The organism is Roseibium sp. (assembly GCF_965232425.1).
Lineage (GTDB): Bacteria > Pseudomonadota > Alphaproteobacteria > Rhizobiales > Stappiaceae > Roseibium.
On record NZ_OZ246971.1, the window covers coordinates 4710380 to 4728301 of the forward strand.

At 60.0% G+C, this 17922-nt stretch carries 12 protein-coding genes; 7 read left to right on the top strand and 5 right to left on the bottom strand.

Annotated elements, in window-relative coordinates; all coding sequences use genetic code 11:
• Nucleotides 1-159: 159 nt before the first annotated feature.
• Genes flgH through flgF form a run of 4 tightly spaced genes read right to left on the bottom strand, consistent with a single transcriptional unit; the run spans nucleotide 160 to nucleotide 3452 of the window.
• Nucleotides 160-909, bottom strand: a complete 750-nt coding sequence (gene flgH, locus ACO08A_RS21405) for a flagellar basal body L-ring protein FlgH (RefSeq protein WP_319382857.1) — start codon at nucleotides 907-909, stop codon at nucleotides 160-162.
• Entirely contained in the window at nucleotides 909-1892 is a 984-nt protein-coding gene (flgA, locus tag ACO08A_RS21410) for a flagellar basal body P-ring formation chaperone FlgA (protein WP_422037935.1), read from the bottom strand. The genes flgH and flgA overlap by 1 nt, the downstream gene beginning before the upstream one ends.
• Nucleotides 1893-1907: 15 nt before the next feature.
• A complete protein-coding gene (gene flgG / locus ACO08A_RS21415) occupies nucleotides 1908-2690 on the bottom strand; it encodes a flagellar basal-body rod protein FlgG (protein WP_422037936.1) in 783 nt (260 codons plus the stop codon).
• A 21-nt stretch (nucleotides 2691-2711) separates the two neighbouring features.
• Nucleotides 2712-3452 (bottom strand): flagellar basal-body rod protein FlgF, encoded by a 741-nt coding sequence (gene flgF, locus ACO08A_RS21420; protein WP_422037937.1) that lies wholly within the window; start codon nucleotides 3450-3452, stop codon nucleotides 2712-2714.
• A gap of 277 nt (nucleotides 3453-3729) precedes the next feature.
• On the opposite strand from flgF, the gene ACO08A_RS21425 reads away from it, so the two are divergent.
• The 5 genes from ACO08A_RS21425 (at nucleotide 3730) to ACO08A_RS21445 (ending at nucleotide 11372) form a co-directional block, all read left to right on the top strand.
• Nucleotides 3730-4242 carry a flagellar basal body-associated FliL family protein gene (locus ACO08A_RS21425; RefSeq protein ID WP_421983787.1) on the top strand — a complete coding sequence of 171 codons (513 nt, stop codon included), beginning with the start codon at nucleotides 3730-3732 and terminating at the stop codon, nucleotides 4240-4242.
• Between the two features lie 47 nt (nucleotides 4243-4289).
• The gene (fliM, locus tag ACO08A_RS21430) at nucleotides 4290-5486 is read left to right on the top strand and encodes a flagellar motor switch protein FliM (RefSeq protein WP_319387686.1); all 1197 of its coding nucleotides are present in this window, start codon (nucleotides 4290-4292) and stop codon (nucleotides 5484-5486) included.
• Entirely contained in the window at nucleotides 5483-6097 is a 615-nt protein-coding gene (locus ACO08A_RS21435) for a DUF6468 domain-containing protein (protein ID WP_422037938.1), read from the top strand. Before fliM ends, ACO08A_RS21435 begins: the two co-directional genes overlap by 4 nt.
• The gene (locus ACO08A_RS21440; RefSeq protein WP_422037939.1) at nucleotides 6094-6834 is read left to right on the top strand and encodes a MotE family protein; all 741 of its coding nucleotides are present in this window, start codon (nucleotides 6094-6096) and stop codon (nucleotides 6832-6834) included. Before ACO08A_RS21435 ends, ACO08A_RS21440 begins: the two co-directional genes overlap by 4 nt.
• Before the next feature lie 302 nt (nucleotides 6835-7136).
• Nucleotides 7137-11372 (top strand): hypothetical protein, encoded by a 4236-nt coding sequence (locus ACO08A_RS21445; protein WP_422037940.1) that lies wholly within the window; start codon nucleotides 7137-7139, stop codon nucleotides 11370-11372.
• Nucleotides 11373-11425: 53 nt separating this feature from the next.
• Here the strand turns inward: ACO08A_RS21445 and ACO08A_RS21450 are convergent, their stop codons facing one another.
• Entirely contained in the window at nucleotides 11426-12499 is a 1074-nt protein-coding gene (locus tag ACO08A_RS21450) for a DUF2336 domain-containing protein (protein ID WP_422037941.1), read from the bottom strand.
• A gap of 352 nt (nucleotides 12500-12851) precedes the next feature.
• Here ACO08A_RS21450 and carB point away from each other — a divergent pair, with 352 nt between their 5' ends.
• Together carB and carA are read left to right on the top strand one after the other, a co-directional pair.
• A complete protein-coding gene (carB, locus tag ACO08A_RS21455; protein WP_422037942.1) occupies nucleotides 12852-16115 on the top strand; it encodes a carbamoyl-phosphate synthase large subunit in 3264 nt (1087 codons plus the stop codon).
• Nucleotides 16099-17865, top strand: a complete 1767-nt coding sequence (gene carA / locus ACO08A_RS21460) for a glutamine-hydrolyzing carbamoyl-phosphate synthase small subunit (RefSeq protein ID WP_422037943.1) — start codon at nucleotides 16099-16101, stop codon at nucleotides 17863-17865. Before carB ends, carA begins: the two co-directional genes overlap by 17 nt.
• Nucleotides 17866-17922: the final 57 nt, after the last annotated feature.

The window sequence follows — 17922 nt, forward strand, 5'->3', positions numbered from 1 at the left end:
ACGCTGCGTCATATCAGAAATGCGGATTTGAACGAAAAACGAGAACGGGCACGGCACTCGGGGAGCGAGATGCCGTGCCCGTCGTCAGCCGCCCTGGTCGAAGTTTCTAGAACACTTTGTCCAGGGCTGGCCGGGGGACTGATACCGGTCGGGGATTGCCTAGAACGGCAACAGGATATCCAGGACCTGGTTGCCGACGCGCGGCTGCTGGACGGTCGTGATCTGGCCTCGGCCACCGTAGCCGATCCGCGCTTCGGCGATCTGTTCGCTGGCGATGCGGTTGTTGGCGGTGATGTCTTCCGGTCTCACGATGCCGGCGACGATGAGTTCGCGAACCTCGAAATTCACGCGGACCTCCTGTCTGCCCTCGATCACGAGATTGCCGTTGGGCAGCACCTGGGTGACGACCGCGGCGATCTGCGTCTGCAGCGTTTCCTCGCGATCGACGCTGCCGGCGCCCTGGAAGCTGGAATTGCTGCCGACATTGGCAAGATCGCTCGCGGCAGTGCCGGCAGGCAGGAAGATCGTGTCGATTGCCGTACCGAGCGCACCGCCCACACCGGCGCCGCTCGATTCGGTGCGGTTGCGTTCCGTGGTGTTTTCGATCTCGGCTTCATCGTCGATGGTGACCACGACGGTCAGAATGTCGCCGACCTGGCTTGCGCGCTGGTCCTTGAAGAAGGCGCGGCTGCCTGACTGCCAGAGCGAATTGGGATTGTAGTGCACCTGCTGGGGTTCCGGCATCGGCATCTGAACCGGGCGATAGCCGGGGGTGGTGGTCGGGTCCTGGATCGCGTTGAGGGTTGGTTGCTGGCCGACCTGCGCAAGCTGGTCCGCCGTGCCGCAACCTGCAAGAAGCGCAGCCAGAGCGATGCTTGCCATCAGGTGTCTGTGTCGTGAAGTCAGCATCAGTTGGTCTCGCTGTTCAGGCTTGCAACAACAGGATTGGCGGTTTGAACGCGCACCTGGCCGCGTGAGGTTACGATCGCCGGCACGATGCGGCGGGACTGGAGGTTCATCACGTCGATGACGTCACCCTTGGCACCGTCGTCGAGCGCCTTTGCCCGAGACGTCAGCTTCAGGCCCGGCATGTTGAAGGTGACGGTTACCTTGTCGCCGCGGCCGACAAGGACCGGGTGTTGAAAGGTTCTGCGGGAAAGAGGGGTGTTCGCCCTGATGTTCGTTCTGGCTTCCTTGCCGACAATTTCTTCCGGCGACAGGACGGCACCGGCGGGAACGCTGGAGCGCACCATCCTGATGTTGGTCAGGTCTTCTTCCTTGAGAAGATCCCCCCGGCGCAAGGGCTGGGCAAGAACCATCACATCGACCATTTCCTGCGCGATCCCGGAAAGGGTAAGCTGCTCCGTGCCGTGCTCGACGGACACGCTTGCCTGGATGATGAACCTGCCGCTGGTTTCCGCCCATTCAATGCTTTCGAAGCGGACGGGATCGGCGACTTTCGGGTCGGCGAGGATCCGGGACGGCGCATGCAACAGTTTCACCTCGAGGCTGGCTTGATCAATTGCAGCATTGCGCTGAGCCAGGGCGTTCTTCACGAGACCGGCCAGTTGCTCCTTGTTGATCTTGGTTGCTCCCCGGTGGACCGTGACCGTGCGCAATCCGTCCGTTCCGGCGGTAGCCAGACCTGCCGCACGCGCGCGTTCGGCAACCAGGTTCGCCGCGACGTCACCGGACGTGCCCATATCGGGGGATCTGAAGAGCGGTTTACCGGCATGCGCACCCGCGTTGGAGTAGAAGTCGCCGACCGTGACGATTTCCGAAAGCGTCATGACCTGTGACCGCAGGACCGGCGGGTCGCCGGCGAACGCCGAACTGCAGGCGAAACCCGTCAGCAGGAAGGCCCATGCGGCTTTGCGAAGCTGTTTCATCATCTTAGCCATCCCGGGTTAGCGAAGGTTCGTGGTGGTCGAGTACATTTCGTCCGCAGCCTGGATGATCTGGGAGTTCATCTCGTAGGCGCGCTGGGCAGCGATCAGGTCGGAGATTTCCGTCACCGCGTCCACGTTGGACATCTCCAGGAAGTACTGCTGCAGGCTGCCGAAGCCGTTGTCGCTCGGGTTGCCGGTTTCGGCGGCACCACTGGCGTCCGTTTCCAGGAATAGGTTGTCTCCGATTGCCTCAAGTCCGGCCTTGTTGACAAAGCGTGCAAGCTGGATCTGGCCGAGTTGCTGCGTCGTGCCCGTGTTGTCGACACCCTGGACGGAGCCGTCATTCGATATGGTCAGGTCCTGAATGTTCTCGGGAATGGAAATGCCGGGATTGACTGTATAACCATCGACGGTCACCAGCTGTCCGTCCGCATCCCGTTCGAAGGAACCGTCCCGTGTGTAACCGGTCGTCCCGTCGGGCAGGTCGATCTGGAAAAAACCTTCTCCCCTGATCGCGATGTCGAGCGAGTCATCCGTCTGCTCGAGTGACCCCTGCGACATGATACGGGCCGTGGATGCAAGCTTGACGCCCGAACCGATCTGGACGCCGGTCGGTACGATCGTGCCGGCGTCCGAGGTCTCCGTGCCCATCCTGCGTAGGTTCTGATAGAGCAGATCCTGAAAATCCGCTCTTTGCTTCTTGAAGCCCGTGGTGCGCATGTTGGCCACGTTGTTCGAGATGACCTCGACGTTCTGTTCCTGTGCCTTCATGCCGGTTGCGGCTATCTGGAGTGCTTTCATCTTCTGTGCTCCCTAGTGCCGTCAGGCCTGAATTTTGCCGAGTGTCGAGATTGCCTGCTGACGCAGTTCGTCGGCGTCCTTCAGCATTTTCGACACGGATTCGTAGGATCTGGTGATCTCGATGAGGCGCGTGACCTCAAAGACGCCATCGACATTCGACTGTTCCAGCGCCCCTTGCACAATCCGGGTCTCTTCGGGGATCAGCGGGTCTTCACCCAAGAATGTCGTCTCGCCCCGCTTCTCCAGATCCTGTGGTCTTTCGAAGTAGACGACACGGATCTGGCCGCGTGTACCGAGTTCGGTTGCGATCGTGCCGTCCTGGGAAATCTCGACAATGCCGTCCTCTGCGGTGAAGTTGATCGGACCTGCGGATGTCAGCACCGGCCAACCCTCGGAGGACATGAGCTGGCCGTCCGTGTTCAGATGAAAGGCGCCGTTGCGCGTATAGGCCTCTGTGCCGTCGGCAAGCTGTACGACAAAGAACCCGTCACCCTCGAGTGCCAGGTCATATTCGTTGCCGGTTGCCCGGAAGCTGCCGTTGGTAAAGTCCGTGTGTGTCTCGTAGTCGAGAACGTAGGACAGTGTTTCGTCCGGTGTCTGAAACTCGGTCGCCTCGGCAACCGGCATCATGTATTCCTCAAACAGCAGGTTTTGCGCCTTGAAGCCCGACGTATTGATGTTCGCCATGTTGTTGGCGACCACATCAAGCTGATTCCGCAGCGCGGTCTGGCGCGACAGGCCAATGAGTAGTGCGTTCTCCATGTGAACGGCTCCTTTTGCTCCCCGAAGAGCCAGCTTGTCTCCCCAGACCGGCGGGCTCGTTAACGTTAATGCATGCCGCGTGCCAGTTTTTAAATCCTTGGGAAATCTGGGTAAAAGCGAAACGGCGAGGGTGCGCACGGCAAGAGATTCCGGCAGAAGTTAACCACCTGGCAATATTTGCCCGGTGACTCGCGTTAATGGCTGGTAACCATTCGTTAACCATTAACTCTTTAGTAATAAATACCGCGCGCGAGCGCTGAATTATGCGGAGTGCGAAATGGCTGACGAAACCGCGGCCGCCGACGACGTCGAAGAAGAAGGCGGTGCCGGCGCAGCAGGTGGGAAGAAGAAAAAGCTGCTCTTGTTCGGCGGTGCCGGGCTTGTGGTCCTGCTCGCCGCAGGCGGCGGTGCCTACTACTTCCTGATGGGGTCCGAGGCTCCCATGGTGGTGCCGGGCGAAATGGACGAACCGGTCGAGGTTCAAAAGCCGGTGGTATTCTTCGATCTGCCGGAAATGACCGTGAACCTGGCGACGGAAGGCCGGACAACCTACCTGAAGGTGCGTATCGCCCTGGAAGTCGAAAACCGCGCCATGATCGATCAGATCCAGCCGTTCCTTCCGCGTATTCTGGATGCATTTCAAATTTATCTGCGTGAGTTGCGCCCCGCGGACCTGGAAGGGTCTGCCGGTCTGTTCCGTTTGAAGGAAGAATTGCTCAGACGGATCAATCTGTCGGTCTATCCGGCAAGAGTAGAAGGGGTTCTGTTCAAGGAAATCCTTGTTCAGTGACACATTGAATGGCTGACAGCGACGATGACGATCTGTCCGAAGAGGACATGGCCGATGCGTGGGGTGCGGCTCTGGCAGAGCAGGGCGCCGGCGGCGATGATGATGATGACCTGGCCGCAGCCTGGGGGGCGGCGCTAGAAGAACAGGGTGCAGGCAGCTCGGACGACATGGCCGCCCAGTGGGCGGCGATGATCGATGACAGCGAGCCGGATCTGGAAAATGCCACGCGCGGGGCAGACCGTGTTCTCAACCAGGAAGAAATCGACAACCTCCTCGGCTTCAACATCGAGGACACGATTGCCGGTGACCAGAGCGGGATCCGGGCACTCATCAACTCGGCAATGGTCTCCTACGAGCGATTGCCGATGCTTGAGATCGTGTTCGACCGGCTTGTCCGGCTTACCACGACGTCCTTACGCAATTTTACCTCCGACAACGTTGAAGTCTCGCTGGACTCCATCAGTTCGGTGCGTTTCGGCGACTACCTGAATTCGATTCCATTGCCGGCCATTCTCGGCGTCTTCAAGGCGGAAGAATGGGATGGGTTCGGCCTGATCACTGTCGAGTCCAGCCTGATCTACTCGATCATCGACGTGCTGCTCGGCGGCGGCCGCGGCACATCCGCGGTGCGCGTGGAAGGCCGTCCCTACACCACGATCGAAACCGGACTTGTGCAGCAGATGGTCGCGCTGATCCTGCAAGACGCCGAACAGGCCTTTGCGCCGCTGTCACCGGTTCACTTCAACCTGGAACGCCTGGAAACCAATCCGCGGTTTGCCGCGATTTCACGGCCGGCGAACGCGGCGATCCTCGTTGAACTGCGCATCGACATGGAAGACCGCGGCGGTTCGGTCGAGATCATGATGCCCTACGCGACGCTGGAGCCGATCCGCGATCTGCTGCTTCAGATGTTCATGGGGGAAAAGTTCGGCCGTGATCCGATCTGGGAAGGGCACCTGGCCAGCGAGATTCACGCCGCCGAGGTCGAAGTCGATGCGGTTCTCTACGAGACCCACCTGCCGCTCAGCCGCGTACTCAGCCTGGACATCGGTCAGACGCTGGTTTTCGACGTGGACCCGGCCGATCCGGTCACGATCAAGTGCGGCAATGTCCCGCTGACGGAGGGCACGCTCGGCAAGGTGGAGGATTCCATCGCCATCCGGGTCGCAAAGAACTTGCGCAAGCCGAAGATGACCCTGGCCGCTTTCGAGCGCGCCATGCAAAACGAAATGGAGCAGCCATGAGCACTTTGCCAATCGGAATGATCATTGAAGGCTTGGTCGCGGTGCTGCTGCTGATCACGATCGGCTACTGCTGGATGCTGAACCGGCGCCTGCAGCGCCTCAGAGCCGATGAAGAAGTCCTCAGGGCTACCATTTCCGAACTCATGACCGCGACCGAAATAGCCGAACGCGCGATCCTCGGCCTGAAAACCACCGCGGCAGAAGCGGACAAGGTTCTCGGAACCCGTCTTAAGCAAGCGGAAACCATGTCCGGCAGCCTGGCGGAACAGATCGGCGAGGGTGAGAAAATCTTTACCAGAATTTCGCAGATTGCGGAGGCTGCGCGCGCTGCCTCTTCCCATGTGGAGCCGGCACCGCGCGCCGAAGCATATGCTGTCAGGTCGCCTGTGGAGCCTGTCGAGCATGTGCCGCAGCCGGCTTATGCCGCGCCGCCTGCGCAGACCGCGCCGCCGCCCCAGGTCGCACAGCCTGCACAGGCCGCCGCAACGGCGGCGCCCGTCTTCGAGCCAGAGCGCCCGCGCACGAGCCGAGCGGCGGACATTCGCAGCGCGGCGGCGGAAGCGACTGCAAGACTTGAACAATTCCGCAGACGGAATGGTGCTGCTGCATGAATTTGAGACTGTTGCCATTGTTGGGTGTATCGGCAAGTGCCTTGCTTGCCTTGAAGCTGCTCGGGTTCACGTTTGGCCCGGAGAGCGGCAATCTGCCCATCAACGGCGCAGTTGCGCAGGAAACGCCGACGGAAGATGCCTCCGGCGGGGAGGCGATGACCGCCGACGTGGAAACCATGGCGGCGCCACCAGCCCCTCCTGCGGAGCCCGGCCTGCCCGATCAGCCCGTGTTGCCCGACAATCTCGAGATCGGCGGTTCGGCCGCCGAACGGGCGGTTCTGGAAAGTCTCGGCAGGCGCCGCGAGTCGCTGCAGGAACAGGAAGGTCAACTCGATCTGCGCGAGAAACTGCTGCAGGCCACCGAGGAACGGATCCAGAAACGCGTCGACGAGTTGAAGGTCCTTGAGCAACGCATTGAAGCAGCTGTTGAAAAGAAGCGGCAACAGGAAATGAACGAGGTCGCGGGCCTGGTTACCATGTACGAGACGATGAAACCGAAGGACGCCGCGAGGATCTTCGATCGTCTGAGCCTTCCCATTCTGTTGAAAGTGGTTCGTCAGATGAAGCCACGCAAGATGGCGGATGTGTTGGCGAAAATGTCGCCGGATGCTGCGGAACGTCTCACGGTCGCAATCGCAAGCAGCGGTTCGGCCACCACCCCGGTGGCCACTGCTGCTCCGCAGGCGCAGGCGCAGGCACCTGCGCAAGAGACACTTCCGAAGATACCGTCAAACTAGGTTTCTGCCGGAGTTTGCAAGGTGGCCAGGGGGATCCTCAAAACAAGGTGGTGCGAACCGGGAATTGAGACATCACCGCCCGCAGATACCTCTGACGGGATGCGGATGGTCTTTCACGAAAAATCTGCCGGGAATGCGGGATTTGAGGAGTAGGCGTAAGGGCGCGTTAAGAACACTTAACTAATACTAGGGACCTGACCTAGAGCGTTGGCGTTTTCCGAGGAATGAAAAGTTTGCAGGGATCCATCCTGACATACCGACAGTGGCGCGAGACCGGGGGCAAAATTTGTCCACGTGCGGTCATGGCGTCTGTCGTGCTGTTGCTTGGATGTTTCGCCCTGCTGCTCTTGTCGTCCCAGCAGCCTGCCAGGGCGCAGCAGCCGCTCGAACCGGTCGATCTTCAGGTCATCCCGGAAGAGGGCTACGGGCGCATGGTGCTGACCTTCAAGGACCGCACGCTTCTGCCCATTTATGACGCGTTGATCACGGGCGGTGTCCTGCGGATTTCGTTCGAGGAGCCTGTCGACATCAAGGTCGATGACGTTCCGCTGGATCTCGGCGAGTATGTCACGATCGCGCGGCGCGATCCGGACGGGAGCGCGATCCGGTTCGCGCTGAAGGACCAGTACCAGATCAACACGCTGGAGGCCGGCGAGAAACTCTTCGTCGACATTCTTCCGATGAGCTGGCAGGGGCTGCCGCCGGGATTGCCCGATGATGTCGTGCGCGATCTTGCAAAACGTGCCGAAGCGGCGATGCGCAAGGTGAGGGCGCTCGAGCAGGCGCGCCTCAAGGCGCAGGAGGGGCCCGAGGTCGAGCTGCATGTCGGTGAACATCCGACCTTCACGCGCCTCGTTTTCGATTGGTCGATCAAGTTCGACACCGCATTCGTGCGGGAAAACGACATCATCAAGCTCACGTTCAATCACCCGGCACAGCTGGATATCTCACACTTGCGCGCCCACCTGCCGCAAGGTGTCATCGACGCCACGTCGTTTCTCGACAAGGGAAAGCTGAAATTCCTGATGCGCGTGGAGCCGTCGGTTGACATCAGGGCCTTCCGCGAGGAACAGACCTACGTAATCGACGTGACGCCGGAGAACATGGAAGTCAACGACCCGGCGAACGCGTTGATCAACAAGGAGCTGTCGGTCGCGGACAACGAGAACCGCAAGAACATGATCACGGCGCCGGGGCTTCGCGATACCCGTGAAGTCGACAATCCGCGCGGATTGCCGCCTGTTGCCGTCGGACGGAGTTCCGGCGGCACATTGAAGGAATCGCGTGCGGACGAATCTCCCGCTTATCTTGCGGTGCCGTTTGCGAACATGCCGAAGGGGGACGAGGAAGCGCGTGCACCCGGTCTCGCACCCTTACCCGGCAACGAGCCCGCGACCGGCGTGCAGGTTGCGGGTGCCGATCCCGGCGCGGGCGGCCTGTCCGTTCCCAGACTGAAGCCGCAAACCCAGGCTGCCGGTCCACCTGCCGGACCCGGGGCACAGAGCGCCTCCGTTCCGCGGCCGGATGATCCGGCAGTTGCAGCCTCGTTGCAGACGAACGTGGCATCGACCGCTTCGGCGGTCGAAACGCTTCCTGCGCCGGAGCCTACGGTCGCGCTCGCAGACGGTGCCAGTGTTTCGGCAAATGCGGACGACGACTTGGTGACCTCGGCGATCCTCCCCGGTGTTTCCGCCAGCGCGCGTCTTCTGAACAACAGGCAGCCCGATATCGTGCGCGTGCAGGCATCGCCCGGAGCCTTGCCCCTGGCGGATGTCGAGCTGGAAGAAGCCGATGTGATCCGGCCGGCCCCGATGCTTGATCTCTCCAAGCAGGTCCCCACGCCGCAATCCGCCGATGCGCGGGCGCCGGCGAATAATGGCATCCCGACTCTCAAGCCCGCCGGCGAGGTGGATGCAGCCATGGAGGTGGTGCCCGGGACGGACCAGACAGACACGGTCGAGATACAGAACGGGCAGACATTCGGCCGCAGCGGCGTGCCGGCGGCGATCCAGTTGCCGAACCGTCCGGGTTCGGCACCTGAAGTCTGGCGCGCGAACGGCGGCAGCGACTATGTGCCCGAGCGGCCTTCCCCGGAACGGCCGCCGGAAAGCGCGGCACAGGAGATCCGCGAATTTGTCTCCGCCGAGGCGCGCCGCATCGGCAACACCGTCCGGGTTGTCTTCCCGTTTTCAGAGCCTGTTTCAAGCTCGGTCTTCCGCCGGAACGACAGCATCTGGCTGGTCTTCGATACCAACGCGACGATCGACACGCGCGGTATGGCGTCCGCATTGGCGGAAATCGCCGATACGATCGAAGTCAAACAGTTCGATGACTACCAGATCATCCGGCTGGACATGAACGATCCCGTTCTGGCAACCGTCGGTGTCGACGGCAATGCCTGGTCCCTGGTCATCGGTGACATGATCCTGGAGCCGTCGATACCCTTGCAGCTTGAGCGCAATGTCCGCGGGGATGGGGGCTCGGTGCTTCGGGTCCTTTACCGCAATCCGCAACATATCAGGAAGATCGTCGATCCCTTCGTCGGCGACACGATTTCACTTGTTACCGGGTTCGGTCCTCCGCGCGGTCTGTTGAAGCCCCAGAGATTCGTGGATCTGGAAGCGCTGAGTTCCGCCCAGGGTATCGCGATCGTCACCAGGTCCGATGGCATCAACATGCAGGTGCTCGGGGACGATGTGATCATCGAGCGCGAGGGCGGACTTGCCCTTTCAAACCGGCACTTGCGCGGAGGTACGGGCGCGCTGAACTCGATTGTCGACCCGGACAACACGAATGTCGAATTCGTGTCGCTGAGTACGGAGGGACCGGGCGCCTACCGTTCGAGACTGATTGAGTTGCAGAGGAAACTTTCCCGTGCGCCTGCAGGCAAGCGACGCAAGGAACTGATCGAGCTCTCCAGGTTTTATCTGGCGCACCAGTTTGCCCAGGAAGCCCTCGGCCTGATGAAGCTCGCGCTCGAGGAAGAGCCGGCGTTGGCCGAGGACACGTCCTTCAATCTCATGATGGGAGCCGCCGAGACGATGGCGAACCGGCCGTTGGAGGCCTACACCCATCTCAACAGGCCGGACCTGAAGAACAGTCCCGACGCTGCCGTCTGGCAGACAATCGTGGATGTCAGGCTCGGCAACTGGACGTCTGCGCGCATCGCCATGCCGCGCGGACGCGCCGTGATCGGCAATTACCCGAGCGCGATCCAGACGGAATTCAAACTCGCCGCCGCGCAGGCGCTCGTCGAGGTCAATGATTTCGGGCTCGCGAACGGGGTCCTGGCGGAAATCGAGCCGAGCGAAGTCACGTCGGGACAGGCTGCCAGATACGACATTCTCCGCGGCCGCGTCGCCGATGCGTCCGGACGGTCCCAGGAAGCGCTTACCGTGTTCGATCTGGTGACCCGTTCCAGCGACCGGCCGCGTGCGGCGGAGGCCGAATACAGGGCACTGCGTATCCGCTACCGGGACGGTGAAGCGGACATGAACGAGACCATCGACCGGCTTGCAGGCCTTGCGACGTCCTGGCGCGGCGACGAGGTCGAGCTGAAGACGTTGCGGTTCCTGGCCCAGCTCTTTGCCGAGCGCGGCCAGTACCGCGAAGCTTTCGAGGCCATGAAATCGGCGGTTCAGGCAGATCCGGATTCGGATACGACGCGTCTGCTGCAGGAAGAGATGAACGGTCTCTTCAATGCCCTGTTCCTGGATGGCAAGGCCGATGAGATGTCGCCGGTCAAGGCCTTGGCGCTCTATTACGACTTTCGCGAGCTGACACCCATTGGGCGCCAGGGTGACGAAATGGTTCGCCAACTTGCCAAGCGCCTGGTGGAAATCGATCTGCTCGATCAGGCAACCGAATTGTTGCGTCATCAGGTGGACAACCGCCTGAAGGGCGCCGCGAGGGCGCAGATTGCCGCGGATCTTGCAGCGATTTACCTGATGGATCAGAAAGCCGACGAGGCGCTGAGGGTTCTCAACCGCTCCAGGCAGGCCAGCCTGCCGTCCACACTCGAGCGGCAGAGGAACATCGTTGAGGCGCGTGCGCTTACGGAAAACGGCCGTCCGGACCTTGCGCTCGAACTGGTCCGCAACATGCGTGGATCCGACGTCGACCGCCTGCGCGCCGATACCTTCTGGGCGGCGGAAAGCTGGCGCGATGCGGGTGAGCAACTCGAAGCGATGCACGGGTCACGCTGGTCTGACAACATTCCGCTCGACGAACTGGAAAGACGCGACATACTGCGCGCCGGCATCGCCTATTCGCTGGCCGGTGACCAGTTGAGCCTGGAGCGGCTACAGACCAAGTACACCGGTAAAATGGCGAACAGTCCGGAGGCGCTCGCCTTCGAGGTCGTGACGCGGCCGATCGAAACGCAGGGTGTCGAATTCCTGGAAGTCGCCAACCGGCTGGCCGACACGGATTCCCTTGAAACCTTCCTGCAGGAATACAGGCGCCAGTACATGTCGCCCAACCGGGCATCGGATGACCAGGCAGCGGCCGGAACCGCAACGGGCGATCCGGCGGGCTGACGCATCTTTCGCTGATTTGAATGAGACCGGTTGAAGCTGACGGCCGGACCGGCTCAGCCCAGCGCGCCAAGCGCGGGTGACGGCGGTGCGGCTGCCACGTGCGGCTTTTTCAGTTCTGCCTTGTAGCGCATGACCAGTTCCGGGATCGTGCGCGTGTTCCGGTCGAGCCAGCGGCAGCGGGCCTTCAGGAAATCCTTGTAGGTCTTGTCGTCGATCCCGGTCTGAAGCATCAGGCGCAGAATCGCGCCATCGGCATCCGACTTGAGCGTTTCCGCAACGACGTCGTCAGACAGATTGAGCTTGCGTCCGATCAGCCATATCGCGGCGTCAATGCGCTCGTCTTCGAAGAGCGTGCGCAATATGGCGTCAAACGACAATTCCCCGTTGGCGATCTGGATGCTGGCCTCGTGCCGTGAATACCGGACGCCGTCAATCTCGATATCGCCCTCGCGTTCAAGGTCACCGATCGAGGTGGCAAGGCGTTCCAGATCGTCTTCCTCCAATGCTTTCTTGAGAGGAGGAGGGATCAGCGGGCATTCTGTTTCCAGGACGAGTTTGAGCGTCTCCAGGAACTCTTCGTCCTTGATCGCCCGCTTGGCCATGCCCGCGAGCACTTCGATCTCCGTGTTGGCGAAGATCAGCAGCGCCAGCATACCCTTCACGGAAAACGGAACTTCCACGTTGTCGAGAAGAACGTGAACGACATTGCGGCTGCTGCGGGCAATCAGCGTGTCGCTCATTTCCTCGCTGAGATCCGGGCGGCGGGCAACGGACAGCCGTTTGTCGTTGCTGCCTGCCTTCGACAGGTTCATCAGCGCGGTCTGGCTTATGACCGGCGAGCATTCGATCACGGGTTCGGACAGATCGTAGTCTTCCTGGGTCAGACGATCGGCAAGGTCGGAGATGATGCGATCAGTCTTAGCCAGGCGTACCACGAGTTCATAGCGCGCTTCGCGATCGAGCTGATCAAAGACCGAAAGCACAATTCTGGAAAAAAGCTCCCGTTCGACGGGCGTCGGCTCATGCTCTTCCGAACGCGCATACTCGCCGACAAGCGTCCGGATCAGTTTTGACCGCGCTTCCGGTTCTTTGAGTCTTGCAAGTTGTTCAAGCTGATCGCGTATCACGGAACGTCCACACAAATTGCGGCCGACGGGCGGCCTCCCCACTGCCGCAGAGTATTACATGTTCAGATTAATATTCTTCTACTTTTGCTGACGGTAAATCTGTTGCCAGGAAGTGACGTTTCCATACCGTAAAAGCTTTTGAAGTCAGTCACATGAAGTACATTTTTTAAGTTTATCTTAATATGAAGATTTTCTTAAATATTCAATATCATGACTCAAAAATCACTGCGATTTCTAATGTTATTAGAATTGCTGTTCAAGTAAATCATGTTAAGTCGATGGCTCAACGACTAATAAACTCCCGCTGGAGCGGCGCTGCGCTTCAGGCAGCCAACTTTCTGGGAGATTTTCTTTGTCTAAGAGAACGGACATTGACACCATTGTCTTGCTGGGTGCCGGACCCATCGTCATCGGTCAGGCGTGTGAATTTGACTATTCGGGAACACAAGCCTGCAAAGCGCTTCGCGAAGACGGGTACCGGGTCGTGCTCATAAATTCCAATCCGGCCACGATCATGACCGACCCGGAAACCGCGGACGCGACCTATATCGAACCGCTGACGCCGGGTTCGGTGCAGGATGTCATTGCGCGCGAAATGCAGGCGCATCCGAACGAGACCTTTGCCATTCTTCCGACCATGGGAGGGCAGGTTGCCCTGAACGTTGCCCTTGCGCTCTCGGACAGCGGTTTTCTCACCGATGCCGGCATCGAGTTGCTCGGAGCGAGCCCCGACGTCATTCGAAAGGCCGAGGACCGCGAGTTGTTCCGCAACGCGATGGAGAAGATCGGCATCGAATGTGCGAAATCCGTTCAGGTGACTTCGATTGAGCAAGGTCATGCTGCCCTTGATGTAACCGGTTTGCCTGCAATCCTGAGGCCTTCATTCACACTGGGAGGAACCGGCGGCGGGGTTGCTTACACGAAGGAAGAATTCATTGATCTTCTGAAAACCGGTCTCGATGCGTCGCCCGTGGGTTCGGTTCTGGTCGAAGAATCCCTGTTGGGTTGGAAAGAGTCCGAGCTGGAAGTCGTCCGGGACAAAGCGGACAATTGCATCATTGTTTGCCCCATCGAGAACATCGACCCGATGGGTATTCATACTGGCGACTCGATTACCGTCGCACCGGCTCTCACGCTGACCGACAAAGAGTACCAGGCGATGCGTGACAACGCGATGGCGTGTCTTCGCGAGATTGGGGTCGATACGGGCGGATCCAATGTCCAGTTTGCGGTTGATCCTGAAAACGGCCGGCAAATTCTGATCGAGATGAACCCGCGCGTGTCCCGCTCTTCGGCCCTTGCGTCGAAAGCGACCGGATTTCCGATCGCACGGATCGCCGCGAAACTGGCGATCGGATACACGCTGAACGAAATCACCAATGAGATCACCGGATCGACACCGGCAAGCTTCGAGCCGACGATAGATTACGTGGTCACCAAAATCCCGCGGTTTGATTTTTCAAAATTCGGCGAAACGCATCCGCATCTCACCACATCAATGAAATCGGTGGGTGAAGTCATGTCGATCGGACGCAACTTCGCCCAATCGATGCAAAAGGCCCTGCGGTCTCTGGAGATCGGCCTCACCGGGTTCAACGAGACCCGCCACGGTTCGGACAAGGACAGCATTCTTCACGACCTGGAGAAGCCTGCTCCAATGCGGATCTTGCTGGTCGCACAGGCGCTGAGGGCCGGAATTGACGCGGAGACAATCTGCAAGCGCACCGGAATCGATGCCTGGTATGTGTCCCAGATCGCGTCCATTGTCGATCTCGAAACCCGGATACGGGGCGGCGAGATCCGTTTGTCCCAGGATCGCGACACGCTGTTGATGATCAAGAAGCAGGGGCTCAGCGATGCCCGCATCGGAGAACTTGCCGGGTACTCCGAGGCCGAGATAGCGGCCTTTCGCCGGAGCGCCGGTATCGAACCGGTCATCAAGAAGATCGACACCTGTGCAGCAGAGTTCAAATGCATGACGTCGTTCATGTACTCGTCCTACGAGGGCGATGGCATGTTTGCCCCGGAATGCGAATGCGATCCGTCGAACCGGCGGAAAATAGCGGTTCTGGGAAGTGGCCCGAACCGGATCGGCCAGGGAATCGAATTCGACTACTGCTGTGTGCATGCGTGTTCAGCGCTCGCTGAGATCGGATTTGAAACGATCATGATCAACTGCAATCCCGAAACCGTCTCGACAGACTATGACAGCTCCGACCGGCTCTATTTCGAACCGCTGACGCAAGAAGATGTTCTTGAGGTGTTGCGCAAGGAGCAGTCGAGCGGCGATCTGATCGGTGTTGTCGTCCAATTGGGGGGGCAAACACCCTTGAAACTGGCCGCGGCCATTCAGGATGCCGGTATCCCGGTTCTGGGGACACCGCCCCAGTCGATTGATCTTTCCGAGGACCGCGAAAGCTTCAAGGAACTGGTGGAGCGCCTGGGCTTGCAGCAGCCACCAAATGCGATCGCCCGTTCCGCAGCAGAAGCCCTTCGCTGTGCGCAGGAAATTGGCTACCCGGTCGTCATCCGTCCTTCCTACGTGCTTGGAGGGCTGTCTATGCGGATCGTGCGCGATGACGCCGAGTTCAGATCCTACATCGACACTGCGGTCAGCGTCTCGAATGACAGGCCGGTCCTGATTGACGGCTACCTTGAAAACGCAATCGAGTTCGACGTCGACGCATTGTGCGACGGCGATGATGTGCGGATATCAGGGGTCATGGAACATGTCGAACCGGCCGGGGTCCACTCCGGCGACAGCGCCTGCGTGATCCCGCCCTATTCCGTGCCGGCCGATATTGTCGAGCAACTCACCCGGCAGACTGCCGCGATTGCCCGGGAGCTCAAGGTCGTCGGACTGATCAATGTCCAGTTTGCCGTCAAGCGGGATCAGGTATTCCTGATCGAGGCAAATCCGAGAGCCAGCCGAACCGTCCCCTTCGTCGCAAAGGCGAAGGGCGTGCCGGTCGCCAAAATTGCGGCTCAGGTTATCGCTGGCCGCAAACTGCATGAATTTCCGGACATTTTCCCGGAAACGCGCGGGCTTTACTCGGTGAAGGAAGCGGTCCTTCCCTTCAAGCGTTTCGCCGACTGCGACACGCTCCTCGGGCCCGAGATGAAATCCACAGGCGAGGTGATGGGTATTGAATGCACCTTGCCGAAGGCCTTTGCAAAATCCCAGGAGGCGGCCGGCTTCTCGCTGGACCGGGAAGGGGCCGCAATCGTTCCCGCCATGCCGGCGGATACGGCGAGCTTCGTCGAAATGCTGAAACTCCTGCGCAAGAAGGGGATCGACATATGCGCGCCCGAGGGTGTGCGAAAGGTTCTCGGGACGCACGGCCTGGACGTCGGTGCCTATGAAGGCGATCCACTTGAGGAACTCGATCCGGACCAGATACGGCTCGTCCTCAATCCCGACGCGGCCGAATGCGCGGCGCCGGAGGCGAAGCGTATCCGGAAGTTCGCCCTTCGCAATGACATCCCCTGCTACACAACCATGCGGTCTTGCGATCTCGCCGTTGCGGCGCTGACGCAGAGCGGTTCCACCGCGTCAATCCGGCCATGCATTCAGCTACTCAATCAACAGGAGCGTGCCGATGTCCAATCGCGCTGACAATCTGCTCAACATTCTCGTCCGTCAACCGCTGACCCAGTCCTCGGAACTGGAAGCCAGTGTCATCAGTCAGTGTCTGTCCGAGATCAAGCGCATCGACGGGCACTTCGCCAACATTTCACTGCTTGGAAGCGCTGAAGCCCAATCGAACGAGTCGTTTCGCGAGGCCTTCGAACAGAATATCGGCGCGCCTTTCACCCCGCGCAACTTCCGCGACTACCGGCTTTCCCTCATCCGCAATGCCGATGCCTTCATCAACATTCGCACCGCCATGAGCGAGAGCACGGCATTCGAGGTCGCCTACAACATCTTTGGCGGCGAGAACGTGCCGATGCTGTTTGCGGTCTGGCGCAATGCGCCCATCAGGACAACGCTGATCCGGGATCTGGAGGATCTCGGAGACGTTACCTATGTGGAATTCGACAAGGCGCGCGACCTGCGCCGTCCGTTGTGGAATTTTCTCGAACTGGCGGCACGGCAGAAGTTTGCCAGGAGCAGCGACGCGCGCCCGGATCGCGATGCCGCGCCGGCGAAGAAGGTTTACGCCCGCGCCGCTGCGCCCGCACCGTGCCACCACTCGGCATTGCTTGCTCTCGCCGACGGGACCCTGTTTTACGGCAAGGGGATCGGCCGCGAAGGTATCGTGAGCGCGGAACTCTGTTTCAACACGGCAATGACCGGATACCAGGAGATCCTGTCCGATCCTTCCTACGCCGGGCAAGTGGTCACCTTCTCGTTTCCGCATGTCGGCAATGTCGGCGTGAACCGCGATGATGCAGAAGCGCAGATCCCTCTGGCGCGCGGTTGTGTGCTCAGAGATGAAATTACCGATCCCTCGAACCATCGGTCCGAATCCCATTTGGAAAAATGGCTTTGCGATCATGGCCTGACTGGTATCTGCGGCATCGATACACGCGCACTTACCCGTCATCTGCGTGAGAACGGCGCACAGAATTGCGCGATTTCCTTTGATCGCAGCGCCCGCCACGACCCCGCCGGCCTCGTCACCCTGGCGGCAAATCAACCCAGCCTCGTGTCGCAAAAACTTGTTGAAGGCGCCTCGACAAAATCAATCCGAATTGTCCAGGGCCAAGGAGAGAAAACCATGGAGAACACCCAGCCGCATATCGCGATCATCGACTATGGCGTCAAGGGCAACATCGTCGACTGCCTGACGAGGCGTGGTTGCCGGGTCTCGGTCGTGCCTGCAACCGTTTCGTCAAAAGAGGTCATGAAACTTGTGCCGGACGGCATTCTGCTTTCGAACGGACCCGGTGACCCTGTTGCAGTTGCACCCTATACGGTTCCGACCATCCGCAGCCTGACCCGGAACGGCCTGCCGATTTTCGGAATTTGCCTCGGGCACCAGCTGTTGGCGCTCGCCCTCGGCGGCAAGGTTTCAAAAATGCACTTCGGGCATCACGGGGCCAACCATCCGGTTTATGACAAGCACTCGGACACGGTTCTGATCACCAGTCAAAACCATGGATTTGTCGTCGATCGTGACAGCCTGCCAAAGGATGCGATCACGACGCATGTCTCCCTTTTTGACGGAACACTTGCCGGTTTTGAGCTTCCGAAACAGCAAATTCTCTCGGTCCAGTTCCATCCAGAAGCCTCGCCGGGGCCGCATGATGCTGCCTACCTGTTCGATGACTTTGTCGACCGCGCCCGGGCGAGCGTTGCCGAGAAAAAGGTGGCATTGGCCGGCACGTACCCGGAGCCCGACATGTCCGCGATGTCGGCTTGAATGGCCGCAGGACATGTTGCTTGAAACCCGCTATCCCGAGACAATCAAGATCAGGCG